Source organism: Streptomyces sp. NRRL F-5630, from assembly GCF_000719475.1.
Taxonomy (GTDB): Bacteria; Actinomycetota; Actinomycetes; order Streptomycetales; family Streptomycetaceae; genus Streptomyces.
Genome location: NZ_JOGO01000046.1, coordinates 26,794 through 52,555 on the forward strand (window position 1 = coordinate 26,794; position 25,762 = coordinate 52,555).

At 74.8% G+C, this 25,762-nt stretch carries 20 protein-coding genes; 12 read left to right on the forward strand and 8 right to left on the reverse strand.

The features are described from left to right. Nucleotides 1–286: 286 nt before the first annotated feature. From IF99_RS0120585 to IF99_RS0120600, 4 genes are all read left to right on the forward strand, one after another. The gene (locus IF99_RS0120585) at nt 287–751 is read left to right on the forward strand and encodes a DUF6643 family protein (RefSeq protein ID WP_030998078.1); all 465 of its coding nucleotides are present in this window, start codon (nt 287–289) and stop codon (nt 749–751) included. 200 nt (nt 752–951) lie between these two features. After that, nucleotides 952–1,797, forward strand: a complete 846-nt coding sequence (locus IF99_RS0120590; RefSeq protein ID WP_030998079.1) for an MOSC domain-containing protein — start codon at nt 952–954, stop codon at nt 1,795–1,797. Between the two features lie 81 nt (nt 1,798–1,878). Next, complete coding sequence (locus IF99_RS0120595) at nt 1,879–2,484, forward strand: hypothetical protein (RefSeq protein ID WP_037827243.1); 606 nt, start codon at nt 1,879–1,881, stop codon at nt 2,482–2,484. 156 nt (nt 2,485–2,640) lie between these two features. Next, nucleotides 2,641–5,088, forward strand: a complete 2,448-nt coding sequence (locus tag IF99_RS0120600; protein ID WP_030998081.1) for a right-handed parallel beta-helix repeat-containing protein — start codon at nt 2,641–2,643, stop codon at nt 5,086–5,088. A gap of 62 nt (nt 5,089–5,150) precedes the next feature. Here the strand turns inward: IF99_RS0120600 and IF99_RS0120605 are convergent, their stop codons facing one another. Next, complete coding sequence (locus tag IF99_RS0120605; protein ID WP_030998082.1) at nt 5,151–7,580, reverse strand: membrane protein; 2,430 nt, start codon at nt 7,578–7,580, stop codon at nt 5,151–5,153. 387 nt (nt 7,581–7,967) lie between these two features. On the opposite strand from IF99_RS0120605, the gene IF99_RS0120610 reads away from it, so the two are divergent. Then, nucleotides 7,968–8,780, forward strand: coding sequence for a DeoR/GlpR family DNA-binding transcription regulator (locus IF99_RS0120610; RefSeq protein ID WP_030998083.1), 813 nt, complete (start codon nt 7,968–7,970; stop codon nt 8,778–8,780). A gap of 77 nt (nt 8,781–8,857) precedes the next feature. Here IF99_RS0120610 and IF99_RS0120615 read toward each other — a convergent pair whose 3' ends face one another. Continuing rightward, nucleotides 8,858–10,024 carry a PLP-dependent cysteine synthase family protein gene (locus IF99_RS0120615; RefSeq protein ID WP_030998084.1) on the reverse strand — a complete coding sequence of 389 codons (1,167 nt, stop codon included), beginning with the start codon at nt 10,022–10,024 and terminating at the stop codon, nt 8,858–8,860. Nucleotides 10,025–10,561: 537 nt separating this feature from the next. Here IF99_RS0120615 and IF99_RS0120620 point away from each other — a divergent pair. After that, a complete protein-coding gene (locus IF99_RS0120620) occupies nt 10,562–11,080 on the forward strand; it encodes an ATP-binding protein (RefSeq protein ID WP_199806528.1) in 519 nt (172 codons plus the stop codon). 95 nt (nt 11,081–11,175) lie between these two features. Here IF99_RS0120620 and IF99_RS0120625 read toward each other — a convergent pair whose 3' ends face one another. Together IF99_RS0120625 and IF99_RS0120630 are read right to left on the reverse strand one after the other, a co-directional pair. Further along, a complete protein-coding gene (locus IF99_RS0120625) occupies nt 11,176–12,489 on the reverse strand; it encodes an ROK family protein (RefSeq protein WP_078655186.1) in 1,314 nt (437 codons plus the stop codon). Between the two features lie 65 nt (nt 12,490–12,554). Continuing rightward, nucleotides 12,555–13,214, reverse strand: coding sequence for an alpha-ketoglutarate-dependent dioxygenase AlkB family protein (locus tag IF99_RS0120630; RefSeq protein ID WP_030998087.1), 660 nt, complete (start codon nt 13,212–13,214; stop codon nt 12,555–12,557). 171 nt (nt 13,215–13,385) lie between these two features. Here IF99_RS0120630 and IF99_RS0120635 point away from each other — a divergent pair, with 171 nt between their 5' ends. Next, nucleotides 13,386–14,675 carry an MFS transporter gene (locus IF99_RS0120635; protein WP_030998088.1) on the forward strand — a complete coding sequence of 430 codons (1,290 nt, stop codon included), beginning with the start codon at nt 13,386–13,388 and terminating at the stop codon, nt 14,673–14,675. Between the two features lie 179 nt (nt 14,676–14,854). Here the strand turns inward: IF99_RS0120635 and IF99_RS0120640 are convergent, their stop codons facing one another. Further along, nucleotides 14,855–16,171 (reverse strand): geranylgeranyl reductase family protein, encoded by a 1,317-nt coding sequence (locus tag IF99_RS0120640; RefSeq protein WP_030998089.1) that lies wholly within the window; start codon nt 16,169–16,171, stop codon nt 14,855–14,857. Nucleotides 16,172–16,396: 225 nt separating this feature from the next. Here IF99_RS0120640 and IF99_RS0120645 point away from each other — a divergent pair, with 225 nt between their 5' ends. Both IF99_RS0120645 and IF99_RS0120650 read left to right on the forward strand, forming a co-directional pair. Beyond that, nucleotides 16,397–17,785, forward strand: a complete 1,389-nt coding sequence (locus tag IF99_RS0120645) for a dipeptidase (RefSeq protein ID WP_030998090.1) — start codon at nt 16,397–16,399, stop codon at nt 17,783–17,785. A gap of 352 nt (nt 17,786–18,137) precedes the next feature. After that, complete coding sequence (locus IF99_RS0120650) at nt 18,138–18,842, forward strand: MBL fold metallo-hydrolase (RefSeq protein WP_030998091.1); 705 nt, start codon at nt 18,138–18,140, stop codon at nt 18,840–18,842. A 767-nt stretch (nt 18,843–19,609) separates the two neighbouring features. Here the strand turns inward: IF99_RS0120650 and IF99_RS0120655 are convergent. Continuing rightward, nucleotides 19,610–20,788 carry an NUDIX hydrolase gene (locus IF99_RS0120655; protein WP_030998092.1) on the reverse strand — a complete coding sequence of 393 codons (1,179 nt, stop codon included), beginning with the start codon at nt 20,786–20,788 and terminating at the stop codon, nt 19,610–19,612. Nucleotides 20,789–20,962: 174 nt separating this feature from the next. On the opposite strand from IF99_RS0120655, the gene IF99_RS0120660 reads away from it, so the two are divergent. Together IF99_RS0120660 and IF99_RS0120665 are read left to right on the forward strand one after the other, a co-directional pair. Further along, on the forward strand, nt 20,963–21,148 hold the full coding sequence (locus tag IF99_RS0120660) for a hypothetical protein (protein WP_030998093.1): 186 nt from the start codon (nt 20,963–20,965) through the stop codon (nt 21,146–21,148). 286 nt (nt 21,149–21,434) lie between these two features. After that, on the forward strand, nt 21,435–21,773 hold the full coding sequence (locus IF99_RS0120665; RefSeq protein WP_030998094.1) for a hypothetical protein: 339 nt from the start codon (nt 21,435–21,437) through the stop codon (nt 21,771–21,773). Between the two features lie 238 nt (nt 21,774–22,011). Here IF99_RS0120665 and IF99_RS0120670 read toward each other — a convergent pair whose 3' ends face one another. Then, nucleotides 22,012–22,956: an ROK family protein gene (locus IF99_RS0120670; protein ID WP_030998095.1), complete on the reverse strand. Its 945-nt coding sequence runs from the start codon at nt 22,954–22,956 to the stop codon at nt 22,012–22,014. Between the two features lie 139 nt (nt 22,957–23,095). On the opposite strand from IF99_RS0120670, the gene IF99_RS0120675 reads away from it, so the two are divergent. Continuing rightward, entirely contained in the window at nt 23,096–24,133 is a 1,038-nt protein-coding gene (locus IF99_RS0120675) for a LacI family DNA-binding transcriptional regulator (protein WP_030998096.1), read from the forward strand. Nucleotides 24,134–24,140: 7 nt separating this feature from the next. Here IF99_RS0120675 and IF99_RS0120680 read toward each other — a convergent pair whose 3' ends face one another. Then, a complete protein-coding gene (locus tag IF99_RS0120680) occupies nt 24,141–25,454 on the reverse strand; it encodes a DUF6986 family protein (protein WP_030998097.1) in 1,314 nt (437 codons plus the stop codon). Nucleotides 25,455–25,762: the final 308 nt, after the last annotated feature.

Genomic DNA, 25,762 nt, shown 5'->3' on the forward strand with positions numbered 1-25,762 from the left:
GGGCTTCCCTGTACGTGTCCTGTGCACCGGCCGAGGGGCGTCCCGCACGGGCCGTACGGACGGGCGGGCGACCCTCTGCGGCCAGGGCTCGGCGGGGTCCGTCGGCGCCCCGGGAAGAGGCCCCCGTAACGCCGTGGGCACATGCAACCCACGTTAAATCTAGGCAATCTGACGACCGTTTTGGTCGCCTTCGATCGCATTGCGGGCGGGGACCCGACAGGGACGCACAAAACAACCTTCTTATCGGACTCCCCACCCAGCACATCGTGGGCTTAACTTATGTGCCATGACCTCCCCCCGCCCCACCTACGGCAGCGGCTACTATTCCGCGCCGTCTTTCCCGGACACTCCGATCTACGACTCGCTCGTAGCGGAGCGGGGCACACCGCAGATCGCGCCGATCCGGGTGCCGTCCCTGTACGAGCCGAGCGGGAGTTCCCTGCCCGCGCTCCCCCCGGCGCTCCCCGCGCCCGCCCCCGCTTCCCCGCCTCCCGCGGCGTACTACGGCCAGCCGCCGCAGCAGCAGCAGTCCATGGCGCCTCTGCCCCCCGCGCCGCAGCCGTACATCCCGCAGCAGCCCGCGCCGCAGCGCGGCGGCTACCCGGGAGTCCCGCAACAGAGCGGCTACCGGCCCGCGCCGCAGCCCGCGACCGGGTACGAGGCGATGCGGCCCACGGCCCCGCGCCCTCCGCAGCCCGCGCCCGCCCCGTACCAGGACCCCTATCAGAACGGCCCCTACCGGCCGTACTGAGCGCGGCGGCAGCCGCCACCCGTCCGGGAAGCAGACGCCCGGCACCGAGCAGCCCCCGGGGCGCGCGGTGCCGGGCGTCTCGCGTGCGGAGCCGTACCGGAGGGAGGAGACCGCGCGCGGACGGCGGGGAACCGTGCGGCACCCGGCTGAGAGCCCCTTCCTCCCGCGAAGGCCGCGCGAGCGGTGGGAAAATGGCGGCCATGCCCGCCGTCTCGCTCCTCTCCGTCCACCTCCATCCGCTCAAGGCAGCCCGTGCCCTCGACGTCCCGGAGGCCGTCGTCGAGCCGTGGGGGCTCGCCGGGGACCGCCGCTGGATGCTCGTGGACGGTGCGGGGCGCCAGCTGACGCAGCGGGACGAACCGCGGCTGGCACTGCTGGACGTGCGGCGGAACGACGACGGCGGGCTCGTGCTGAACGGCCCCGGCCACGCTCCGTGCCACGTACCGGTCCCGGCCGGGGAGAGCGTCGTCGCGGAACTGTTCCGCGACAAGGTCGAGGTCGTGCCGGCGGCGGGCTCCGCGTCCGCGTGGTGCGCCGCGTACCTCGGCCGTCCCGCGCGGCTCGTGCACCTCGGCGCACCCGCGACGGCACGCCCCGTGGACCCGGCGTACGCGCGGCCGGGCGAGACCGTGAGTCTCGCGGACGGCTACCCGCTGCTGCTCACGAGCGTGTCCTCTCTGGACGCCCTCAACGCCCTCATCGCCGCGGAGGGGCCGAGCGGGGAGGGCCCGGTGCCGATGGGCAGGTTCCGGCCCAATCTGGTCGTCTCGGGCAGCGCGCCGTGGGCGGAGGACGGCTGGGCGCGCGTGCGCGTCGGCGAGGTCCTCTTCCGGGTGGCGAAGCCGTGCGGGCGCTGCGTCGTGACGACCGTCGACCAGGCCACGGCGGTGCGCGGCAAGGAACCGCTGCGGACCCTGGCGCGGCACCGCAGGCGGGGCGGCAAGGCGATGTTCGGCATGAACCTCGTGCCGGAGTCGGCCGGTTCGGTGCGTGTCGGTGACCGGCTGACGGTGGTCGGGGCGGACGGCGCGGGGGCCGTCGCATAGCCTGCTGCCCGCCGGGAACGGTTACGGCGGGGGTGGACCGCGGGCGCCGGGTGGCGCGGGCGGGGAAGGGGGTGGCGCGACGTGCGAGCCATCATGGGGCTGTGGACCTGGCGGAACAACCCGCTGCGGCGTACGAGCGACCGGATCGAGGGCTGGGCGGGGCTGGCGACGGTCCTGCTGCTCCTCGTCCTCGTCCCGGTCGCCGGGGTGCAGGCGGCCTCCCACACACGCACCGCCCTCCTGCGGACCGTGGCGGAGCAGCGCCACGACCGGGTGCGCGTGAGCGCGACGGTGCTGAGCCCGGAGCGCGGCACCGCCTTCGACACCGATCCCGAGACCGGCGCGGGGCGGGTCGGCGAGGTCCGGGTACGCGCCACGTGGACGGGCCCGGACGGGGTACGCCGCACCGGGCTCACGAACGCCGCGCTGTCCGCGCCGCGCAAGGGCGACACCTTCCCCGTCTGGACCGACGCGCGGGGCCGCCTGATGCCGCGTCCGCTCGACGCGGCGGGCGCCCGCGCGCACGCCTTCCTCGCGGGCGTCGGCGCCGCCACTGCGGCGGTCGTGCTCCTGGAGGGCGGGCGACGGATCCTGATGTGGCGGCTGCGGCGGGCGCGGCTCGTGGCCTGGGAACGGGAGTGGCGGCGCACGGGACCGGACTGGGGGCGCGCGGGCACGGGGAGCTGACGGGCGTGCGCCCCGCCGGGGCCGGGCAGGTGCCGGTGGCCTGGGCCGGACACGGTCAACTCCCCTTGTCCGCACACGCTACGGTGGACCGCGCGCCGGTCCACAGGACACGCGTCATACTTCCCGCGTACGCACGAGGTGGGGGCACAGCAGCACATGGCACAGGGCACGGTCCAGGTGACGCACACCGGTACGTCGCGGTGGCGGCGCCGCACGGGCGAGTACGCCTCGCTCTCCGCCGCCCTGGAGGCCGCGGGGGACGGTGACGTCCTCAGCATCGGCCCGGGCACGTACCGGGAGAACCTCGTCGTGCGGCAGGCGGTGACGCTGCGGGCCGTGGACAACGCGGCGGGTCCGGTCAGGATCGCGCCCGCCGACGGCATCCCGCTCACCGTGCGCGGGGCCGCGCTGGTGCAGGGGCTGCACATCGAGGGCCAGGACTCCGCGGTGCCCGCCGTGCTCGTCGAGGACAGCGCGCCCGAGCTGGAGGGCCTGCGGATCATGACGCGGTCCGCCGTCGGCCTGGAGGTGCGCGGCGGGGCGCGGCCCACGGTCCGTGCCGTCACGGTCGACAACGCGGGCGGCCTCGGGATCGCCGTGCTCGCCGGGGCGAGCGGCATCTTCGAGGACTGCGAGGTCGTCGCGGCGGGGCAGTCGGGGATCGTGGTGCGGGACGGGGCGCACCCGCGCCTGGAGCGCTGCCGGGTGCATCACTCCTCGGGGGCCGGTCTCGCCGTGACGGGCGAGGGCAGCGGCCTGGAGGCGATCGGCTGCGAGATCTACGAGATCAAGGGCTCGGCGCTCCAGCTCAGCCAGCGCGGCACGGCGTACCTGACGGACTGCGCGCTGCACCGGACGACGGCGAACGGCGTCACGCTCGACACGGACGCGGTGCTCACGCTCGCCGACTGCCGGCTGCACGACATCCCGGAGAACGCGGTGGACCTGCGCTCGCGCTCGGTCCTGACGCTGACCCGTTCCTCCGTCAGCCGCTTCGGGCGCAACGGCCTCTCGGTGTGGGATCCGGGCACGCGGGTGGACGCCAACCAGTGCGAGATCCACGACTCGACCGGGGACTACCCGGCGGTGTGGGTGAGCGACGGCGCGACGGCGGTGCTCGACTCCTGCCGGGTGCACGACGTGCCGGACGCGCTCTTCGTCCTCGACCGGGGATCGCGCGTCGATGTCGTGGACAGCGATCTCACGCAGGTGCGCAACACGGCGGTCTCGGTCAGCGACGGGGCGATCGCCCAGCTCGACGACTGCCGGATCACGAAGGCGTCGACCGGCGCCTGGTTCCGCGACCACGGCAGCGGCGGCACCCTGAGCGGCTGCGCGGTCGCGGACGTGCAGACCGGCGTCATCGTCACGAAGGGCGCCGATCCCGCGGTGGAGCGGTGCACGGTGACGGGGGCCGCCGAGTCCGGCTTCTACGTGTCGGCGGACGGGCGCGGCACCTTCACGTCCTGCAAGGTCGCCGACAGCGCGGGGTACGGCTTCCACCTCATCGGCGGCGACCGCACGACGCTGCGCCGCTGCCGCACCGAGCGGTGCGCGCGCGGCGGTTACGAGATCGCGGAGGGGGCCGGGGGCAGCCCCGTCGTCGAGGACTGCGCGAGCGACGAGAGCGCCGCGGCCCCGGCCGCCCCCGCCGCGACGGCGCCGGTGCTGCCTCCGGTGGGCGGCGAGACGCTCGTGCGCGAGACGGCCCCCGCCGGGCTGCTCGGCGGCGTCCCGGCTCCCCGGCAGGGGACGACGGCCCCGGAGGGCGCGGCCGGGGAGGAGCGGCCCGCGCGCACGCCCGAGGACGTGCTGGCCGCGCTCGACGCGCTCGTGGGGCTCGACAGCGTCAAGCGCGAGGTACGCGCGATGACGGACATGATCGAGGTGGGCAGACGGCGCCAGGCCGCCGGGCTCAAGGCGGCCTCCGCCCGCCGCCACCTCGTCTTCACCGGCTCGCCCGGTACCGGCAAGACGACGGTGGCGCGCCTGTACGCGGAGATCCTCGTGGCGCTCGGGGTCCTGGAGAAGGGGCACCTCGTCGAGGTCTCGCGCGTGGACCTGGTCGGCGAGCACATCGGCTCGACGGCGATCCGCACGCAGGAGGCGTTCGGGCGGGCGAAGGGCGGGGTGCTCTTCATCGACGAGGCGTACGCGCTCTCTCCGGAGGACTCGGGGCGCGACTTCGGGCGCGAGGCGATCGACACGCTGGTCAAGCTCATGGAGGACCAGCGCGACGAGGTCGTCGTCATCGTCGCGGGTTACACGGCCGAGATGGAACGCTTCCTCGCGGTCAACCCGGGTGTCGCCTCGCGCTTCTCACGGACGATCACTTTCGGGGACTACGGCCCGGAGGAGCTGCTGCGCATCGTGGAGCAGCAGGCGGAGGAGCACGAGTACGAGCTGGCGGAGGGCACCGGCGAGGCGCTCCTGAAGTACTTCACGGCGATCCCGAAGGACGCCGGTTTCGGCAACGGCCGCACCGCCCGCCAGACCTTCGAGGCGATGGTCGAGCGCCACGCGGGACGCGTCGCGCAGCTTTCGAGCCCGGACAAGGCGGACCTGACCCTGCTGTACCCGGAGGACCTGCCGGAGCTGAGGTGAGGGAGTCACGCGGGGAGCCCGGGCCGGTCCCGGGGTCCCCGCGTACGGGTACAGGCCCGCGCTCAGGCTCCGGCCGCGCCTCCGGTGGGCTCCGCCTCCTCCGGTGCCGTGCTCGTCGGGCCGGGCTGCCGGGGCACGGGGCCCGCGGGGCGCAGGCGGCGCAGGAGGGCGGCCCGGGCCTCGGCGAAGGCGGGGTCGCAGGGGTAGTCGCCGTGGCCGTGGAGGGGCGGCGGAAGGGGTTCGTCGGGGGTGCGGCCGTAGGCGAGGGGGTCCTTGAGGGGCGTGTGGTCGACGCCGGGGACGCGGACGGGGCCGCCGATGGGGTCGGTGGCGCGGTAGAGGTTCGTCCACTGCGAGACGTCGCCGTGCAGCCCGGTGAGGGCCGTGGGGCCGAAGTGGGCGGGGAACCAGCGGCCGTAGAGGCGTTCGAGCGGGGAGCCGTAGGTGAGCAGGGCGATCCTGCCGCGGACCTGTGAGGGGAGCTGCCAGGCCGCGGCGGCGGCGAGCACACTGCCCTGCGAGTGGCCGGAGAGGACGAGCCGCCCGCCGGTGCGCGCGGTCCACGTCGCCATGCGCCAGGTGAGGTCGGGGACGGCGCGCTCGGCGTAGCAGGGCGGCGCGAAGGGGTGGGCGGCACGCGGCCAGAACGTGCCGACGTCCCACAGGATGCCGATCGTGCGGCGCGCGTGCGGATCGCGGTAGGCGCGGCGACCGAAGGCGAGGAAGAGCAGCGCGGCGAGGCCGGTGAGCCAGGAGCCGAGCGCCTGGCACGTCTGCGCGACGCCGTGCGCGGCGGCGGGCAGCCCGCTCGTCGCCTCGCCCGGCACCTCGCCGCTCGTCCACGCCCCGAGGAGCGCCACGGCGCCGAGGAGCAGAATCCCGGCCGCGCTCAGCCCCAGCAGAGCGGGGGCGCGGTCGGTGAGCGCGGCGGCGGCCCGGGTGAGGGCGATCGCGCGGGTGCGCGCCTCGTCGTGCCGCACGCCGGGGTAGTCGGCCTCGACCTGGGCGGCCCCGGCGCGGGCGCGGCGCCAGGTGGCGAGGCCGAGCCTGGCGGCGAGCAGGAGCAGGAGGAGCAGCATCGGCGGGAGCGTGGCGGCCTGCCAGGAGAGCAGGACGGGCGGTCCGGCCAGAGGGCTGCCGCCCTCGCCCGGCGTCGCCGGGCCGTCGAGCCAGTCGGCGACGCGCTGGGCGAGGCCGCCGGTGAGGACGCCGCCGAGGGCGCAGGCGAGGAGGGCGGTCGCCGGCCCCCCGTAGCCCCTCAGCGCAGTGCGCGAGTCGGGCGCGCTGCGGTGCAGGAGGGCGGCGACGACGGCGAGGACGAGGACGAGGAGCCCTTGGGTGAGGGTGAGGACGCGGAAGAGGACGTCCCCGGGGAGGGTTCCGGTGGACCGGTCGGCGGGGCGGTCGGCGAGGGCGTAGCCGAGAGTGGCGAGCAGGACGACCAGGGCGGCGAGCGGCAGGGCGCGGACGGTGAGGCGGTCGAAGGCGGGGTCGAGGCGCCGCTCGCTGCGCCCGCGTCGGCAGACGGCGACGAGGACGAGGACTCCGAGGACGGCGTACAGGCCGCACAGGAGGCGCCCGGCGAGGACGGGCCCGTCGTGCGCCGCGTCCTGCGCGGTGACGGCGGTGCCGACCCCGGCGGCGACGGTGAGGAGGGCCGCGGCGGTGTGCGCGGCGCGCAGCCTGGCGACGATGCGGCGGCCGTACCAGAAGCCGGGACGGGCGAGGGCGGGCGTGTCGCGCGGCACCTTCGCGTCCGGGGTGGGGGGTGTCGCGGCGGCCGCGTGGCCGGTGGCCGCCGCGTCGGCGACCACGTCGGCGTCGTCGGTCGCGGCGGGAAGCGGCCTCTGGTTCTCGTAGGCGCTCCAGGTCTTGTGCGCGAGGAACCAGAGGAGCAGCACGAGGGCGGCGGGCACGAGCGCGGCGAGGGCGAGGCGGCGGCCCGGCTGGGTCCACCAGTCGCCCGGTGAGGTGTGCGGGGAGAGGAAGCCGAGCCAGGCGCGTCCCTCGGCGCAGGCGGCGGTGCCCGCGCACTGCCAGGCGGTGAGGTCGAGGGCGACCTCGCAGGCGGAGGCGACCAGGAGGACGGTGAGGCTGAGGCCGATGAGGCGCACGAGCGCCCCGTACAGGCGCACGAGGCGCGGGCGGCGCAGGGCGCGCGGGCGCATCCAGTGCGCGAGGTTGACGACCATGAAGGGAAGGAGGAGGAGCCACAGGGCGCGGCTCGCGTCGCCGGAGGTGAGGTTGCACCAGACGTACGCCTCCTGCACCGGCGCGTCCCCCTCGGTCCCGTGCGCCCGGGACGCGTCCTCGCGCGGGGGTCCGTCCCCCTCGCGCGGGGGCGCGTCCTTCGCGCGGCGGTAGAGGGCTGCCGTGTCGTCACCTGCGACGCGGACCGTGTGCGGATCGTCGAGCATCTCGGCGGGGGTCGTGCCCCCGACTCCGTGGACCAGCAGTTCGAGGGCGGGCTGCTCCCCCGGGGCGGACTGCACGCGCGGTTCTCCCTGTGAACGGACGGGCGGGCGGGGCGGGTTCTCGTTCGGGACGGTGGACGGGGTGGGTGTCGTACGGGGCGGGTGGGGCGGTGCGCTCGGCGTACCGTACCGCCACCGGCGAGCGGCTGTCCCCGCCCGCAGGGCTGTCATGTCCCCTACGAGCATGGCGAGGCGAGGACGTACCCGGAAGGGCTCGGGCCGAGAGTCCCCCGGTCGGGTGATGCGGTGGCGGGAGCGGTCCCGCCGGGGCGGCCTCGCCGACGTGGGAGGATGACGGGGCCGACGACACAGCGGGACGCGCCGGAGTACGGGGGACGTCCGCACGCTCCGTCGCGCGGTGCGGAACGGGTCGGGGGACGACAGCAGCGGAAGGACCGGGCGGACGTGAGCGAAAACCTGAACCTCCTCGCCGAGCAGCGCCGGGCCGTGATCCTCGACGAGGTGCGGCGGCGCGGCGGGGTGCGGGTCAACGAGCTGACCAAGCGGCTCGGCGTCTCGGACATGACGGTGCGGAGGGATCTCGACGCGCTCGCCCGGCAGGGGGCGGTGGAGAAGGTGCACGGCGGCGCGGTGCCGCCGGCCGAGGCGAGCAGCCACGAGCCGGGCTTCGAGGCGAAGTCGGGCCGGGAGCAGGGCGCGAAGGAGAGCATCGCGCGCGTGGCCGCCGGACTCGTCGCGCCCGGCACGGCGATCGCGCTCTCGGGCGGCACGACGACGTACGCGCTCGCCCAGCGGCTCGTGGAGGTGCCGGAGCTGACGGTGGTGACGAACTCGGTGCGGGTCGCGGATGTCTTCCACCGGGCGCACGAGGGGCGGCAGGGCCGGGCGACGGTCGTGCTGACGGGCGGGGTGCGCACGCCGTCGGACTCGCTCGTGGGCCCGGTGGCCGATGCCGCGATCGCGTCCCTCCACTTCGATCTGCTCTTCGTCGGGGTGCACGGGATCTCCGCGCGGGCGGGGCTGTCGACGCCGAACCTCGCGGAGGCGGAGACGAACCGGCGGCTCGTGGCGGCGGCCCGGCGCGTGATCGTCGTCGCCGATCACACCAAGTGGGGCACGGTGGGCCTGAGTTCCTTCGCTCCGCTGAGTGCCGTGGACACGGTCGTGACGGACGAGGGGCTGCCGGAGGAGGCGCGCGAGGAGCTGGCGGAGCGCGTGGAGTCGGTGCTGCTGGCGGACGCCCCGCCGACGGCCTGAGCCGCGCATCGGGGGACGGGCCCGGGGCCGCGTACCCATCGCGGGTGGCCCGGGGCCCGTACGGGAGGAAGCGCGGCTCAGTCGGCCGGGCCGCTCGGCCAGCTGCCGCTCGCGAGGAAGGTCTCCAGGGTCGCGGTGTACGGCGTGATGTCGAGGCCCTGCGCGGCGAGCCACTCGTCCGCGTAGTACTTGTCGAGGTAGCGCTCGCCCGGGTCGCACAGGAGGGTGACGACGCTGCCGCTCTCGCCGTGCGCGAGCATCTCGGCGACGATGCGCAGCGCGCTCCACAGCCCCGTCCCCGTGGAGCCGCCCGCCTTGCGGCCGAGGACGCGTTCGAGGAAGCGCACGGCGGCGATGCTCGCGGCGTCGGGAACCTTCATCATGCGGTCCACCGCTCCGGGCACGAAGCTCGGTTCCATGCGCGGGCGGCCGATGCCCTCGATGCGCGAGGCGCGGTCGCTCACCGCTTCGGGGTCGTGGTGGGTCCAGCCCTCGTAGAAACAGGAGAAGTCGGGATCGGCGACGCAGACGCGGGTGTCGTAGCGCATGTAGTGCACGTAGCGGCCGAGGGTCGCCGAGGTGCCGCCGGTGCCCGCCGTGGCGACGATCCAGGCGGGCTCCGGGTAGCGCTCCTCACGGAGCTGCTCGTAGATCGACTCGGCGATGTTGTTGTTGCCGCGCCAGTCGGTGGCGCGTTCCGCGTACGTGAACTGGTCCATGTAGTGGCCGCCGGTCTCCGCCGCGAGCCGGGCGGATTCCGCGTAGACCGTCCGGGGGTCGTCGACGAAGTGGCACCGGCCGCCCTGGAACTCGATGAGCCGGCACTTCTCGCGGCTCGTGGAACGGGGCATCACGGCGATGAAGGGGACCCCGATGAGGCGGGCGAAGTACGCCTCGGAGACGGCGGTGGAGCCGCTGGACGCCTCGACGACGGGCGCGCCCGGCCTGATCCAGCCGTTGCACAGCGCATAGAGGAAGAGCGAGCGGGCGAGGCGGTGCTTGAGGCTCCCCGTGGGGTGTGTCGACTCGTCCTTGAGGTAGAGGTGGATGTCCCAGTGGGCGGGGAGCGGGAAGCGGAGGAGGTGCGTGTCGGCGCTGCGGTTGGCGTCGGCCTGCACCTGCCGGACGGCCTCCTTGAGCCAGGCCCGGTAGGAGGGATCGCTCCGGTCGGCATCGAGCGTGCGGGCCGGAGCGTCGGGGGTGTGCGCCGGGGGGCCGGGGCGGTTCTGCTCGGGGGTGGGCACGAAGCCGCTCCTGTGGAATGGGCGCGGGAGGCCGCGCGCGGGCTGGTGGGAAGTGATCCTAGACCTCCTCGCACCTCTTCTCACCTGCATAAACACCTCTTTGAGCGGCCGAAGCACAAGCTTGGGGGCACACCCTCTGCGGGCGGAGGCACGGTGGGCTCACGGGTGTGTTGGCGGTGCGCGCGGGGGCTCGCGGGGGGCCGTAGGTATGCGCCCGCGCGCGCTCCCGGTGGGGGTGCCGGGCCCTGGTGCGGCGCGTGGGGGCCGTGCAGACTGCATCCCGGACGCGCGCCCCGTGGCCGACAGCCGACGGGGCTCGCCGCGCGTCCTGACGGGGAGGAGTGCGGTGGTACGGGTCGTGGCGACGAGTTGCGGGGGCGGTTGCCCCGGGTCACCCTGGACACACCTCACTCTGGGTCCACCGGCGATGACGCTGTGAACCAGCCGCCGTACCGGTCCCTCTGTACGCCGACGGGAGTGGGAGCCGCCGGCCGCGAGCATCGTCTTCTTCCGGACTCATCTCGGGGAGTGACAGCCGTGATCAGCCAGCCCAGCAGGCACTGCGCGGTGGAGCTTCAGGCCCTGCCGTCGCGGATCGGCCAGGTCCGCAGAATCGTCTCCGCCCAGTTGCGTTACTGGCATCTCGACGCCTTGATCGACCAGGCGATCCTCGGCGTGACCGAACTGCTCACCAACGTGCACCGGCACGCGGGCCCGGACAAGACCTGTTCCGTGCGGATCGACTACCTGCTCGGGGTACTCACGGTCTCGGTGCACGACCGCGACCCGAAGTACCCCGAGTTGCGCCGGGTCCCGGACACGGAGACGTGCGGACGCGGCCTGGCGCTGGTCGCGGCGGTGAGCGAGAGCTGGGGCGTCCGTCCCGACGAGCGCGGCAAGGTCGTGTGGTTCACGCTCGCCGCCGCCGAGGAAACGGCGCCGGTCCCCGCCGTGACGCCGCGTCGGCGGTACGGGGCGGACGCGGAGCCGTTCGCCGAGGCTCCCGCGGAGGAACGCGCGGGGCGGCGAACGGCACGGGCGGTAGGGGTGGGTTGACGAGGCCGCGCGCGCCCCGCGCCGACCCCTCACCGGACTGTTCAACGCGGGCATTTCCCGTCCGGCCGCCGCCGGTCTTCCCGCGGCCGGGCCGCTCAGCCGGTCAGCGCGGAGAGGGGATCGTCGAGGACCGGTTGCCACGCGAGTTCCGCGGCACCGACGAGGCTGCCGCGGTCGAGGGCGGTGGCCAGGAGGGGGACGCTGCCGCTGCGGCCCCACAGGCTGCGGTCGGCGACCACCGCGTGGAGGCGGTCGGGGGCGGCGGTGAGGAGGGTGCGGTGGAGGCCGCCGAGGAGGACGCGGTCGGGGTTGAGGATGTTCACGAGGCCCGCGAGGCCGAGGCCGAGGCGATCGGTGAGGGTTTCGACGGCGGCGCGCACGGCGGGCTCCTCACCGTGCGCGGTGATGAGGTCCTGGGCCTCGCGGAGCTGGGAGTCGCCCGGTGTCCGCCCGAGGGCGAGGAGGAAGGCGCGCGGGTCGGTCTCGACGTCGAGACAGCCCCGTCCTCCGCAGTAGCAGGGGTGCCCGCCGGGGCGTACCACGAGGTGCCCGACCTCCATGGCGAGTCCCGAACTGCCGGTGTGCGGGCGCCCGTCGACGACGAGCGCGCCCCCGACACCGCGGTGCCCGGTCGCGACGACGAGCAGGTGGCGGGCGCCTCGCCCGGCGCCGTGGCGGTGTTCCGCGAGAGCCATCAGGTTGATGTCGTTGCCCGCGAAGGCGGGGACGTCGAGGCCCGCCGCCCGGACCTGCGCGGCGAAGATGTCGCGTACGGGGGCACCGGCGGGCCAGGCGACGTGCAGGGGGTTGAGAGCCGTGCCCTCGGGCTCGGCGACGGCGGACGGCACGGCGAGACCGGCGCCCACGCAGCGTCTGCCGGTCTCGCGGAGCAGGGCCAGCCCCGCGGCGACGACCGAGCCGAGCACGTCCGCCGGGTCGGCCCCGACCATTTCGCAGCCGGGCGAGGTCGCGACGAGCTGTCCGCCGAGGCCGATCAGGGCGGCGCGGTAGCCGTCCGCGTGCACCTGCGCGGCGAGGACGACGGGGCCCTCGGGGTCGAGCGCGAGCCGGTGCGAGGGACGGCCGTGCGAACCGGCGGGGGCCGCGGGACGCGCGTCGACCCGGATCAGCCCGAGCGACTCCAGCTCGGCGGCCACGGCTCCGGCGGTGGCGCGCGTGACACCGAGCGCGGAGGTGAGGACGGCGCGGGTGGGGGCGCGTCCGGTGTGGACGAGTTCGAGCGCGGGGCCGAGCGCGCCGCGCCCGCGCTCCAGCCGCGTGCGCTCGCTTCGGCCCCGCTCCCCCGCCGTCCGCTCCCCCACGGCCCGCTCGCCCCCGGTACGTCCCACCGCGGCACCGTCCGCCCGCGTGCCGACCGGGGTACGGGCCGCCGCCTCCTTGCCGTTCATGTCGGCGAGTCTGTCATGTCCCGTCATCCGCGCACCCCGCCCCGACTGCGCCTCCCGCCGCCCGCTCAGCCGGGCAGGCCCGTCACGCGCAGCGTGATGTTGAGCCGCCCCCGGGCCAGGCCGTCGCCCGGGTCACCCGTACCGGTGCGGACCTTGGGGACGCCGTGGTAGGCGAAGCGGGACGGGCCGCCGAAGACGAGGAGGTCCCCGGACTCCAGCTCGACGTCCTGCCACGGCCTGCCCCGCGTCTCGGTGTTGCCGAGGCGGAAGACGCACGTGTCACCGATGCTCAGCGAGACGACGGGCGCGGAGGCGCGCTCCTCCTTGTCCTGGTGCATTCCCATCGTGGCGCCGGGTCCGTAGTGGTTGACGAGGGCGACGTCCGGGTCGTAGCGCGCGGCGGCCTCCTCGTCGTCGTAGGCGGCGGCGACCGCGCGGCGGCCGAGGTCGCCGAGCCAGGCGGGCAGCGGCAGGACGGGGGCGCCGTTGACGTCGTCGGCGGTGCGGCTGTAGCGGTAGGGGAGCCAGTGGCGGCCGAGGCAGAGGCTGTCCACCGACATGACGCCGCCGCGCGGCAACCGCGTCCTGCGCATCGGCACGGGACCGCGCGCCCACTCCCTGCACGCCTCGACGAGCGCGCGGCGCCGCTCGGGCGGCAGCCAGTCCGGGACATGGACGGCCCCCGGGGCGAGCGTGGTGCGCGAGCGCGGCAGAAGTGTGGCCATGCCCTCCATGCTGGCACCCGGGTACGACAACGAGCCCGGCCGGGCTGAGAGGCCGCGGGCCGCGGCCCGTCCGCGCCCCGGCCCGTAAGCCCGCGCGCACCCCTGCGGTGCGCTCCTTCCACCCCCTTGTGAGCCACTCGCACCCCCCCGTACGCTGATTTTGTGTCGCTCCTGAACAAAGTAAGCCGCTCGCGCTCCACGCGTCCGCGCGCCGTCATCTCCGACGGCTCCCCCGGTTCCCTTCTGCGGCTGCGCGCCGCGATCACCGTCTTCTTCGCGCTCGACGGATTCGTCTTCGCGGGCTGGGTGGTGCGCATCCCGGCCATCAAGGAGCAGACGCACGCGTCGGCGAGCGCGCTCGGCCTCGCCCTGCTCGGGGTCTCGGCCGGGGCGATCGTGACGATGGCGCTCGTGGGCCGCGCGTGCCGGCACTTCGGGAACCACCCCGTCACCGTCGCGTGCGCGGTGCTCGTCTCGCTCGCGATCGCGCTGCCGCCGCACACGCACACGGCCTGGTCGCTCGGAGCGGTGCTGCTGGTCTTCGGCATCGGGTACGGGGGCATCAACGTCGCGATGAACAGCGCGGCCGTGGACCTCGTGAACGCCCTCGGACGCCCCGTCATGCCGAGCTTCCACGCGGCGTTCAGCCTCGGCGGGATGCTCGGCGCGGGGCTCGGCGGCCTCGTCGCCTCGCACCTGTCCCCGTCCTGGCACCTCGCGCTGCTCACGGTGATCGGCCTCCTCGTGACCGCCGCGGCCACCCCGGCCCTGCTGCGGCACCGTGCCCCCGGCACCCCTCCCCCGTCCCGTCCCGTCAAGCTCGCCGCGGGCACCGACCCGGCGGAGCCGTCCGGCGGTGGCACGACCGCGAAGGCCCCGGCGCACGGCAAGATCACGGGAGTCGTCCTGATCCTCGGCGTCGTCGCGCTCTGCTCCTCGTACGGGGAGGGGGCGATGGCCGACTGGGGCGCGCTCCACCTCGACCAGGACCTCGACGCGAGCGCCGGCACGGCCTCCGCCGGGTACTCGCTCTTCGCCCTCGCCATGATGATCGGGCGGCTCTCGGGAACGACGCTGCTGGAAAGGCTGGGCCCGACCGTCACAGTCGTCGGCGGAGCGTTCGTCTCGGCGGCGGGGATGCTGATATCGGCGCTCGCGCCGACGCTGTGGCTCGCGCTCGTCGGCTTCGCCGTCATGGGCCTCGGGGTCGCGAACATCTTCCCGGCCACGATCGGCCGCGCGGGCACCCTCGCGGGCCCGCAGGGTGTGGCGACCGCTTCGACGCTGGGCTACGGCGGGCTGCTCCTCGGTCCTCCGGTCATCGGCTTCATGGCCGACTGGTTCTCACTGCCGACCGCCCTGCTCAGCGTCTCCGTCCTCGCGGCGCTCGCAGGTGTCATCGCGTGGGCGACGCGGCGGGCGGGCGAGGCGCCGGCCCCGCAGGAGGCGGAGCCGGCCTGAGACGCCCGGCTCGCCGCGGAGGCGGCTGCCACCTGGGGACCAGCAGGCACTTCTCGCAGGAGCGCGACCCTCGGGTCTTACGGACGCGGCTACCGGCGCGCACGGTCCCCGGCAGCCGCTCCCCTACGGGCGCCCCCGGCCCTCCTCGGTCGAGGACGGCGGCCGGGGCGCCCGCGCCCTCAGCCCCGCGCCTCCGCTCCGGTTCCGTCGGGGGTCTCCTCCGATGCCGCGTCGGTGACCGGGTGCGGCTCGCGGGCCGAGGCGGAGGCGCCGCGCTTCCTCGGCTGCGGGTCGAGGCGCTGGAGCGCGCGATTGGCGAGCGGGTGGTTCCGGACGAGTTCGGCGAGGGTGAGGGAGCCGCGCGTGATGCGGGCGAAGGCGTTCCACGCCGGGCGGACGGTGGTGAGGGCGGTGTGGAAGAGGCCGGGGCGTCGCTCGAAGATGCCGAGCAGGCGGCGGCCGACCTCCATCTCGACGCCGAGCCCGGCCTTGATGGCGAAGGCGTAGTTGAGGGCTTGGCGGCGGGCGTCGACCGCGTCGTGCGCCTCCGAGACCCGTACCGCCCACTCGCCCGCGAGACGGCCCGACCGCAGCGCGAAGGAGATGCCCTCGCGGGTCCACGGCTCCAGGAGCCCCGCCGCGTCGCCGGCGACGAGGACGCGACCGCGCGAGAGCGGCGAGTCCTCGGTGCGGCAGCGCGTCAAGTGGCCGCTGGAGACCCTCGGTTCGAAGCCGGCGAGGCCGAGGCGGCCGACGAAGTCCTCCAGGTACCGCTTGGTCGCCGCGCCCTCGCCACGCGCGGAGATGACCCCGACCGTCAGCGTGTCCCCCTTGGGGAAGACCCAGCCGTAGCTCCCCGGCAGCGGGCCCCAGTCGATGTGCACGCGGCCCTTCCAGTCGGCGGCGACGCTCTCGGGCACGGGAATCTCCAGTTCGAGCCCCAGGTCCACCTGGTCGAGCTTGACGCCGACGTGTGCTCCTATCCGGCCCGCGCTGCCGTCCGCGCCGACGACGGCCCGCGCGAGCAGCGTCTCGCCGCCCTGGAGGACGAGCGCGACCGTGCGCCGGTCGGGCACGGCGGGGCCGTGCTGCTCGACGCGCTGCACGACGGCGCCGGTGCGCAGTTCGGCGCCCGCCTCCTGCGCGGCCTCCACGAGCCCGAGGTCGAACTCGGGCCTGTTGACGAGGCCGAACAGCATGTGCCTGGCCTTGCGGGTGCGCTGGTACTTGCCGTCGAGGCTGAAGGTGACCGCGTGCACCCGGTCCTGGAGTGGCAGGTCGAAGCCCGGCGGCAGGCTGTCCCTGGAAGGCCCGATGATGCCGCCGCCACACGTCTTGTACCTCGGCAGCCCGGCCTTTTCGAGGAGCAGGACGCGCCGCCCCGTGACGGCCGCCGCGTAGGCCGCCGAGGCTCCGGCGGGACCCGCGCCGACCACCACCACGTCCCACACCCGTGAGGTGGCCGCCGAGTCCTGAGCTGTGTTGTCGCTGCTCACGATGTGCTTCCGCTCCCCATCCCGCTGTTGACTGCTGTGCGTGACCCCGGTTCCCGGGCATCCTACGGCCGGGCGGCAGGTGGTCCGGCTGTGGGAGTATCGAGAGATCGTTCGCCGTGCACACACCCGCGCGCGAGCCGTCGGGATGTCCGTGAAGTCCCTTGCGGAAGTGCACGGAGAACCCCGTGTACCCGCTACAACGTCGCAGTCCCCTGGAGGGTGCCCATGTCGCCGAATCCGTCTGCCGAATCCGCCGCGGCGAACCCGCTCGCGGAGTCGGTCGCCTCGTTGATCCCGCGTGCCCAGGAGGAGCTGGCGGAGCTGGTGGCCTTCCGTTCCGTCGCCGACTTCGAGCTGTTCCCGCGCTCCGAGTCCGAGGGCGCGGCGCGCTGGGTCGCGGACGCGCTGCGCGCCGAGGGCTTCGAGGATGTCGCCCTGCTCGACACTCCGGACGGTACGCAGTCCGTGTACGGCAGGCTCGCGGGCCCGGAGGGCGCGCCGACGGTGCTGCTCTACGCGCACTACGACGTCCAGCCGCCGCTCGACGAGGAGGCGTGGCGGACGCCGCCGTTCGCGCTGACGGAGCGCGAGGGGCGCTGGTACGGGCGCGGCGCGGCCGACTGCAAGGGCGGTGTCCTCATGCACCTCCTGGCGCTGCGCGCCCTCAAGGCGAACGGCGGCGTGCCCGTCACGGTGAAGTTCATCGCCGAGGGTTCCGAGGAGCAGGGCACGGGCGGCCTGGAGCGGTACGCGGAGGAGCACCCCGAGCTGCTGCGCGCCGACACGATCGTCATCGGCGACTCGGGGAACTTCCGGGTGGGCCTGCCGACGGTGACGACCACGTTGCGCGGCATGACGATGGTGCGCGTCTCGGTCGACACGCTGGCGGGGAACCTGCACTCGGGCCAGTTCGGCGGTGCGGCACCCGACGCGCTCGCGGCGCTCGTGCGCGTACTGGACTCGCTGCGGGCCGAGGACGGCTCGACGGCCGTGGACGGGCTCGCGGCGGACGCGCAGTGGGACGGTCTCCAGTACGCGGAGGAGGACTTCCGCGCGGACGCGAAGGTCCTCGACGGCGTCGAACTCATCGGTTCGGGGACCGTTTCCGACCGGATCTGGGCACGGCCCGCCGTGACGGTGCTCGGTATCGACTGCCCGCCGGTCGCCGGTGCCACGCCGTCCGTGCAGGCGGCGGCGCGCGCGCTCGTCAGCCTGCGGGTGGCGCCCGGGCAGGACGCCGTCAAGGCGACGGAGCTGCTGACAGCGCACATCGAGCGGCACACGCCGTGGGGTGCGCGGGTGACGGTGGAGCAGGTCGGCCAGGGGCAGCCGTTCCGCGCGGACACGACGAGCCCGGCATACGGCGCGATGGCGCGCGCGATGGCCGTCGCGTACCCGGGCGAGGAGATGCAGTACGCGGGCCAGGGCGGCTCGATCCCGCTGTGCAACACGCTGGCGGGGCTGTACCCGGAGGCGGAGATCCTGCTCATCGGTCTGAGCGAGCCCGAGGCGCAGATCCACGCGCCGAACGAGAGCGTCTCGCCGCAGGAGCTGGAGCGGCTGGCCCTCGCGGAGGCGGTCTTCCTGACGGAGTACGCGACGGACCGGGGCTGAGGGACAGGGCGTGAGGCGGCGCCGCTCGTGGAGGACGGGCGGCGCCGCTCGCGTGTGTGACGGGCAGGGTCGCTCGGAAGTGCGGTCGGCAGGGCCGCTCGGGTGGGCGACGGGCAGGGCCGCTCGGGTGTGGGGTCGGCGGCGCCGCGCGCCTGCGGAGCAGTCGGGGGCGGACGCGGAGCGGGACGGCTCGCGGTCCCTGGCGGGCGGTGTCTGTGGACCTGGGCGGCGTCAGCGTGGGGGCGGAGCCGGGGCGTGGCGGGTGGCGTCGGGGGCCTCCGTGCCCGTACGCCGGGCTCAGCCCTGAGCGTAACGGCGTGTGAAGCCGGGCCGGATGGCGCACGTTCGGGGCATGGAGACTTTGGCGATACGGCCCGGCCTGCACGTCTTCCGCTTCGCGGTGGGGCAGGCGTATCTGTGGCACGAGAGGGGCGAGGACGGCGCGCTGACCCTGGTGGACGCGGGTCCGGTCGGCGCGGGCGAGGAGATCGCGCAGGGCATACGGGGGCTGGGGTTCGACCCTGCCCGGCTTGAGCGCGTGGTCCTGACGCACGCGCACGAGGACCACTGCGGCGGAGCGGCTGAACTGGCCCGCGCGTACGGGGCCGAGGTGATCGCGCACCGCTGGGAGGCGCCGTACGTACGGCAGGAGACGCCGCTGCCGCCACCGGTGCTCGTCGAGGAGGAGCTGCCCCTCTGGGAGGCCACGCGCGGTCTGCCGCCCGCCCCGCCGACGCGAGTGGACCGGCTGGTGGACGACGGTGATCCGGTGCCGTTCGGCGGCGGTGCGCGGATCGTGCACACGCCGGGCCACACCCCGGGCAGCCTCGCGGTCCATCTGCCCCTGCACGGCGTCCTGTTCACGGGCGACACGGTGGCGGTGACGGACCGGGTACGCCTCGGTGTCTTCCACATCGACCGCGAGGCCGCCCGCGCCTCCCTCCGCCGCCTGTCGGTCCTGGGCCCGGCGATCCTGTGCCCGGGGCACGGCGAGACGGTGACGGAGGACGCGGCGGCGGCGCTGGTGTACGCGGCGGAGCGGGACGGGGGGTTGTGAGGGGCAGTGAGTCTTTGCGAGCGGTGACTCGGTGATGTGCAGGGGCGGGGCTTGCCGAGGACGGGGTGCGGCGGATGTGGATCGTTGTCCCGGTGGCGGCCTGGCGGGAGGGCGAGGCGAGTGGAGCCGTCTGCCGTCCGCCGGGGACTCCTCGCCTGTGGACAAGTCGGGGGCAGCGGCACATCGCGCCACCCTTTCGGGTGAGCGGTTGTGCGGGGTGAGCGGGGTTGTCCACAGATTCGTGCGGGTGGGCGGGGAGGGGGTGGGGGTTTGGGAGACTGGTATAGGGGTCGCCCCCCGGGCGGGAGGGGGCTGCCACGGGGGAGCTCTGGACGCAGCTCCAGCGCAATGCCCTCCGGCGGGAGGGGGCTGACGCGGAGGAGCTCTGGACGCAGCTCCAGCCCGAGGTCCCCCCGGCGGGAGGGGCTACGGCGGGACTCTGGAGGCAGGTCCAGCGCAAGCTCCCCGGGCGGGAGGGGGCTGACACGGCGGGACTCCAAGCCCAGCTCAGCGCGAGCCCCCCCCCGGGCGGGAGAGGGAGACGTCGCGGGACTCCAGGCATGAGGTGGCCCGCCCCCGGGCGCGAGGTGGCCCCCCGGGCGGGTGGGGGCTGACGCCGCAGGACTCCGGCCCAGCTCCAGCGCCAGGTCACTCCAGGCGCCGGTCGCCCCCAGGCGCCAGTTCACCCCCAGGCGCCAGGTCGCCCCCGCGCCCGAGGAACTGACACGCCGATGAGCGTGACCAAGGGCCGGCACCAAGGTCCCCCCTCAATCCGTCAGCGGCGTTCCTCGCTCCAGGTAGGCGATCGTCCCGGTACGCCTCGCCCGCAGCGCCCACCACAGGCGCGCGTAGCGGACGGGCGGCAACAGCTTCGCCGCCTCCTCCTCCGTGACGAAGCGCCAGTCGCGCAGTTCGGGGCCCGGGAGGGCCAGCGAGGCGTGGGCCGTTTCGGAGAGGCGCCCGCCATCGAAGAGGAGACGCATGCCGCCGAATCCCGGCGGCATCGGGGGTTCCCAGTCGACGACGAGGAGGCGGAGTGTGCTCCGCAGTCTGAGGCCCGTCTCCTCCTCGACCTCGCGCAGCCCCGCGAGCGAGGGGGCCTCGCCGCGTTCGACGACGCCGCCGGGGAACTCCCAGCCGGGCTTGTACGTCGGGTCGACCAAGAGGAAGCGGCCGATCTCGTCGAAGAGGAGCACCCCCGCCGCGAGGGTCTCGGCGGTGGGTTCGGCGGTCTGGACGATGGGGCAGGCGGGCAGGGCGCCGGAGGCGAGCAGCCGGGCGAGTGCTTCGGCGGTGGGGCGCGGGCCGCGCGGATCGGCGGGAAGGGGGTGCGCGTCGGCGGCGAGCCACTCCGCGAGTGCCACCGTGTAGGGGCTGGTACGGGCCGGAGTGGCGGTGCCGTTGACGCTCGCGGGGCGGGTGCGCGTCGCCGTGGTCGCGAGGTGGTCCCCCAGCGCCGCTTCGACCCGTAGCGTCTCGCTCCGCGCGGGCTCGGCCCGCGTCGGCTCGGCGCCTGCCCTCTCGGCCCGTATTGGCTCGGTCCGTATCGTCCCGGTCCGCGCCGTCCCGGCCTCTCCCCTCTCGTTCCGTACCGGCTCCGCCCACGCGTGCAGGATCGTTTCGTCAGCCTCGATCCGCACATGGTGCACAGCGATCGCGCGCGAGGAGAGGCGGCCGAAGAGATGGTCACGAAGCTCCTGCGCGTACAGCGGCAGCGGTATCACGAGCACGCCGCCCACCTCGTCGAGCAGTGCTGCCACCGTCTCGACGAACAGGCGGCGCCCCAGCGGCAGATCGAGCGGATCGCTCCCCTCGGGCGGCGGCACCGGGAGCCCCGCGAAGAGGTCGCGCGGGTCGAACAGCGTGCTGTCCGCGAGCACAGCGCGCACCTCACGGGCCACCGCCCGTACCGCCGCACCCGACGCCCCGTTGATCCAGACGATCACGGTCCCCCCTCTCTTCGTGGCCCCCTGTGGCTTGCCCGGTCCGCACGGGAGCGAAAACCCCGGGGGCGCAACCTCCCGCACGGGGGCGCGCGGTGGCGGATGGCGATCCGTTTCGGGGGCATACGGCTTGGCACGAAGGGACAAGGCCACGGCTGGAACAGGTGGAGGTGCGCCATGACGCACACACAGGTACTGGATCGCTTCCCGGCGGGCGGCCCGCGCGGCAGTTGGCCGGCGGAGGAGCGCGCGGCGCGGGAGCGGGCGGCGGGCAGGGCGGCCACGGTCGTCATGGACCTCGCCTCGGACGACTACCTCGTGGTCGTCGAGACGGGCGAAGCGGCCGAGCCGCTCGCCGCTTGACGCGGACGGTGAAGGTTCGACGAGGCGCGATGGACCCCGGGGCGTGAGCGTGCGACCCCGGGGGCGTACAGCGGTTCACGGGGCGCGGGTGGAAGCGCGGGGGCGCATCGGCGCACGCCATGGGGCGCGCGTGAGCTTCCGGGTTCGCTTCTCGTGGGCCACGCGGTGGTCACGGCCGTCCCGCGTGTCCCACGGGAGGCGGATGTTTCGCCGATATCGCCCGAACAGCCCTCACGCACGGCAATCTGTCCTCGCGGACTGTTCCCTTTCAACGCGAGGACGCACCATGTCTCAGCTTCCCGACGCGCCCCTTGGCATCGGCACCGGCCCGCTCAGCGCGGCGCTCCAGGAGGAACTCGCCCACCTATGGCGGGACCTCGACGACGCGCGGCACGGAGCAGTGAACGGTTACTGGTCGATGCGCTGCGACTGGCTCGTGAGCCGTATCAAGCGGATCACGCCGCTCGTCGGCCCGACCCCCTATCAGCACATCCAGACCCCGCTCCTGGAACAGGGCATCTACCAGCGTGTGCACGCCGAACTCGGGATGCCCGCGCCGGTGGACATGGACGAGGTGGCCGCCCGCCACGAGACCGAGGAGGCGCTGCCGACGAGCACGCGCTGACGGCGCCGGGGGAACCAGGGCCGGACCGGATCTCTCGGCCTCCCGTCGAAGCACCTTTCGACGTCCGGTCGAGGTGCTTCGACGTCCGGTCGAGTCCCCTTCTGCACGGTCTGTCGCGGGGCGGTAGGCCAATCGACCCGGCGCCGCTCCCGGTACGGGCCGCTCGGCCTCGTGCCTCCCGAGCGCGCGCCGCTCGAATCCGCGCCGCTCGAACGCGCGCCGCTGGGCCCCGTTCCGCTCAGGCCCCCGTACCGCCGAAGTGCCGCAGGGCGCCCGCCGCGGCGCCCACGAGGCCCGCGTCCGTGCCCATCTGGGCGGGGACGGCCTCCAGCCCCTGGACGAACGAAAGCGTCGCGTACTCCTTGAGCGCGGCGCGCAACGGCGTGAAGAGCAGGTCTCCCGCCTTCGCGACGCCGCCGCCGATGACGGCGATGTCGATCTCGACGAGGGTCGCCGTCGCGGCGATCGAGGCGGCGAGCGCCTGTGCCGCGCGCTCGAAGGAGGCGCGGGCGATCCGGTCGCCCGCGCGCGCGGCGGCGGCCACACCGGCCGCGGTCGCGTCTCCGTCCTCTCCGGGCTCCCAGCCGTCGGCGAGGGCGCGGCGGGCGATGTTGGGCCCGCTCGCGATCCGTTCGACGCAGCCCCGCCCCCCGCACGGGCACAGGTCTCCGTCGAGGTCCACGCTGATGTGGCCGATGTGGCCGGAGTTCCCCGTGGGCCCCGGGTGCACCTGGCCGCCGAGGACGAGCCCGCCGCCGACACCGGTCGAGACGACCATGCACAGCGCGTTGTCGTGGCCGCGCGCGGCGCCCTGCCAGTGCTCGGCCGCCGCGATCGCGACGCCGTCCCCCACGAGGCGCACGGGGAGGCCCCCCGTCACCTCGCGCACCCGCTCGACGAGCGGAAAGCCGCGCCAGGCGGCGACGTTGACCGGGCTGACGGTCCCCTCGCTCGCGTCGACGGGGCCCGCGCTGCCGATCCCGACCGCCCGCACCGCTCCCCAGTCGGGCGCCTCCCTGAGTTCGCCGAGGACCCCGGAAACGGCGCCCATGACGGTCTCGCCGTCCTCCTTGGCGGGCGTCGGCCGCTGCGCGCGGGCGAGGATGCCTCCCCGCCCGTCGATCAGGGCGCCGGCGATCTTGGTGCCGCCGATATCGAGTGCGGCGACGAGGTCCGTGTGCATAGGAGTCCGTATCTTCCTGATGAAAGCGGGGAGACAGGGCGAGGGTCATTCTGTCCCCGATCATTCTCCCCCCGGACTGACAACGTTGTCTAGGTTCTATGCTCAACGCCACGGACTCCCGACCAGACAGGACCTTCTCGTGGCACAGACCACCCACCGACCCGCCCCGCGCTACGGCAACCGCCCGACGATGAAGGATGTCGCGGCCCGGGCGGGCGTGGGGCTCAAGACGGTCTCGCGGGTGGTGAACGACGAGCCCGGCGTCACCCCGGACACCGAGCGACGGGTACGGGAGGCGATCGCTGCGCTCGGTTTCCGCAGGAACGACAGCGCGCGGGTGCTGCGCAAGGGCCGTACCGCGAGCGTCGGCCTCATCCTGGAGGATCTCGCCGACCCCTTCTACGGGCCGCTGAGCCGCGCGGTGGAGGAGGTGGCGCGCGCGCACGGCGCCCTGCTCATCAACGGGTCGAGCGCCGAGGATCCCGAACGGGAGCGGGAGCTGGCCCTCGCGCTGTGCGCGCGGCGCGTGGACGGCCTCGTCGTCATCCCGGCGGGGGACGACCACCACTACCTCCAGCCGGAGATCGCGGCCGGGATGGCGGCGGTCTTCGTGGACCGCCCGGCGGGCGGCATCGAGGCAGACGTCGTGCTGTCGGACAGTTTCGGCGGCGCGCGCGAGGGGGTGCGGCACCTGCTCGCACACGGGCACCGGCGGGTCGGCTTCATCGGTGACATGCCCCGTATCCACACCGCCGCCGAGCGTCTGCGCGGCTATCGCGCCGCGCTCTCCGAGGCGGGGATCACGCCGGCTCCCGAGTGGGTCTCGCTGGGCGTGACCGATCCGGAGCGGGTACGGGACGCGGCGCACGCGATGCTCAGCGGGCCCGAGCCCGTGACGGCGATCTTCGCGGGGAACAACCGTGTGACGGTGACGGTGGTCCGGGTGCTGGCGGAGCGCGCGCGGCCGGTGGCGCTCGTCGGTTTCGACGATTTCGAGCTCGCCGACCTCCTCGATCCGGGGGTCACGGTCATCGCGCAGGACGCCGCCCAGCTGGGGCGCACGGCGGCGCAGCGGCTCTTCGGGCGGCTCGACGGGGCGGCGCACGAGGCGGAGCGCTTCGTCCTGCCGACGCGGCTCATTCCGCGAGGCTCCGGCGAGCTGCCGCCCGCCCAGTGAGCGACTCTCACCCTTCAGTGGAGGGTGAGACTTGGCTTCCCCGGCGGCCGGCGAACGCTTCGAGGGTTTCCCTGTCCAGTCCGCTGCGCGTGGTGATCTCGTCCATGCCGAGTGCTTCGCAGTCGGCGCCGCGCAGGAGGTGCCCGGCGAGCGCGCGGGCGGTCGCGGGTTCGTCGAGCACGTCCCCGCCGGCGCGGGCCGCGTAGGCGGCGAGGCGGTCCGCCGTGCGCTGCCAGTCGGCGCGGTAGAAGGCGTAGACCGCCGCGTAGCGGGTCGGCAGGTGGGCGGGGTGCATGTCCCAGCCCTGGTAGTAGGCGCGGGCGAGGGCCCGCGAGACGAGGCGGTGGTGCAGGTGCCAGGCGGCGTGCACCCGCGCCGTGGGCCCGACGGGCAGGACGTTGGTGGAGCCGTCCGAGAGGCGCACGCCCGTGCCCGCCGCCGCGAGTTGCATGACGGCCTTGGCGTGGTCGGCGGCGGGGTGGTCGGGGGCCTGGTGCGCGGCGCTGACGCCGAGCGCGGCGCTGTAGTCGAAGGTGCCGTAGTGCAGCGCGGTGACGCGGCCCTGCCCGGCGTCGATCATGCGGGCGACGGTGGCCGCGCCGTCGGGGCCGAGCACGGCCTGCGCGGTCTCGACCTGGATCTCGAAGCCGATCGCGCCCGGCGCGAGCCCTCGGGCCTCCTCGAAGGTGTCCAGGAGACGGGCCATGGCGGTGACCTGGGGCACGTACGTGACCTTGGGCAGCGTCAGGGCGAGGCGTCCGGGCAGTGCGGGCGCGGCGTCGAGGAGGGCGGTGAGGAAGAGGTCGAGGGTGCGGATGCCCCGGTCGCGTACGGCGGCCTCCATGCACTTGATCCTGATGCCGAGCCGGGCGGGGACGCGGGCGGGGTCGGGATCGGCGCACGCCTCCGCGACAAGGCGCGCGGCGCGCAGCGCGTCGGCGTCCTCCTCGGTGTCGGGCCGCACCCCGTACCCGTCCTCGAAGTCGATCCGCAGATCCTCGACGGGCTCGGTGCGCAGCTTGGCCCGCACCCGGGGGTACACCTCGGCGGCGAGCGCCGGGTCGAGGTCCACGGCGGCGGCGAGCGCGGCGGCGTCCGGCGCGTGGGCATCCAGCGCGGCGAGCGCCTCGTCGCCCCACGTACGAACGGTGCCCGCGCCGAAGGCGTCGGCGGGCACGTACACCGTGTGCACCGGTTGCCGCGTGCCCGGGTCGCCCGGGTAGCGCCGCGCCAGTTCGGCGTCGACGGGGGCGAGGAGGTCCGTGACCTCCTTCGCGGCGTGCGGCCCGAGCGTGCGGTGTGCCGGCTCCTGCGCGTCCATGCGGACGCCTCCCGTCCTCAACAATCCGTTGAGGGAAGGTAAGCGGGCTCGCGGGAGGGAGTCAACGGCGCCCCGCACGGAGGGATGCGCGGCCACGACGCCACCGGCACCTGCTCGCGTCCGGCTGGCGGGCCTGAACCGCTCCGCCCGGACCGGCGGCGCGCGTCGGTTCGTGCGGAGGTGGACGTACGGGTACGGCCCCGTATCCGCCTGTTGTGGGTGGACACGGGGCCGCACAGCCAGCCGTGTGAGGCGGGTCAGCCCTTGCGGGTGTTGATCTCTTCGGTGAGCTGGGGGACGACGTTGAA

Excerpts from the sequence above, each read along its gene's own strand:
- IF99_RS0120585 (WP_030998078.1), top strand. The coding sequence starts at position 287 with ATGACCTCCCCCCGCCCCACCTACGGCAGCGGCTACTATTCCGCGCCG.
- IF99_RS0120590 (WP_030998079.1), top strand. The coding sequence starts at position 952 with ATGCCCGCCGTCTCGCTCCTCTCCGTCCACCTCCATCCGCTCAAGGCA.
- IF99_RS0120600 (WP_030998081.1), top strand. The coding sequence starts at position 2,641 with ATGGCACAGGGCACGGTCCAGGTGACGCACACCGGTACGTCGCGGTGG.
- IF99_RS0120625 (WP_078655186.1), bottom strand. The coding sequence starts at position 12,489 with ATGAACGGCAAGGAGGCGGCGGCCCGTACCCCGGTCGGCACGCGGGCG.
- IF99_RS0120630 (WP_030998087.1), bottom strand. The coding sequence starts at position 13,214 with ATGGCCACACTTCTGCCGCGCTCGCGCACCACGCTCGCCCCGGGGGCC.
- IF99_RS0120645 (WP_030998090.1), top strand. The coding sequence starts at position 16,397 with ATGTCGCCGAATCCGTCTGCCGAATCCGCCGCGGCGAACCCGCTCGCG.
- IF99_RS0120650 (WP_030998091.1), top strand. The coding sequence starts at position 18,138 with ATGGAGACTTTGGCGATACGGCCCGGCCTGCACGTCTTCCGCTTCGCG.
- IF99_RS0120660 (WP_030998093.1), top strand. The coding sequence starts at position 20,963 with ATGACGCACACACAGGTACTGGATCGCTTCCCGGCGGGCGGCCCGCGC.
- IF99_RS0120665 (WP_030998094.1), top strand. The coding sequence starts at position 21,435 with ATGTCTCAGCTTCCCGACGCGCCCCTTGGCATCGGCACCGGCCCGCTC.
- IF99_RS0120670 (WP_030998095.1), bottom strand. The coding sequence starts at position 22,956 with ATGCACACGGACCTCGTCGCCGCACTCGATATCGGCGGCACCAAGATC.
- IF99_RS0120680 (WP_030998097.1), bottom strand. The coding sequence starts at position 25,454 with ATGGACGCGCAGGAGCCGGCACACCGCACGCTCGGGCCGCACGCCGCG.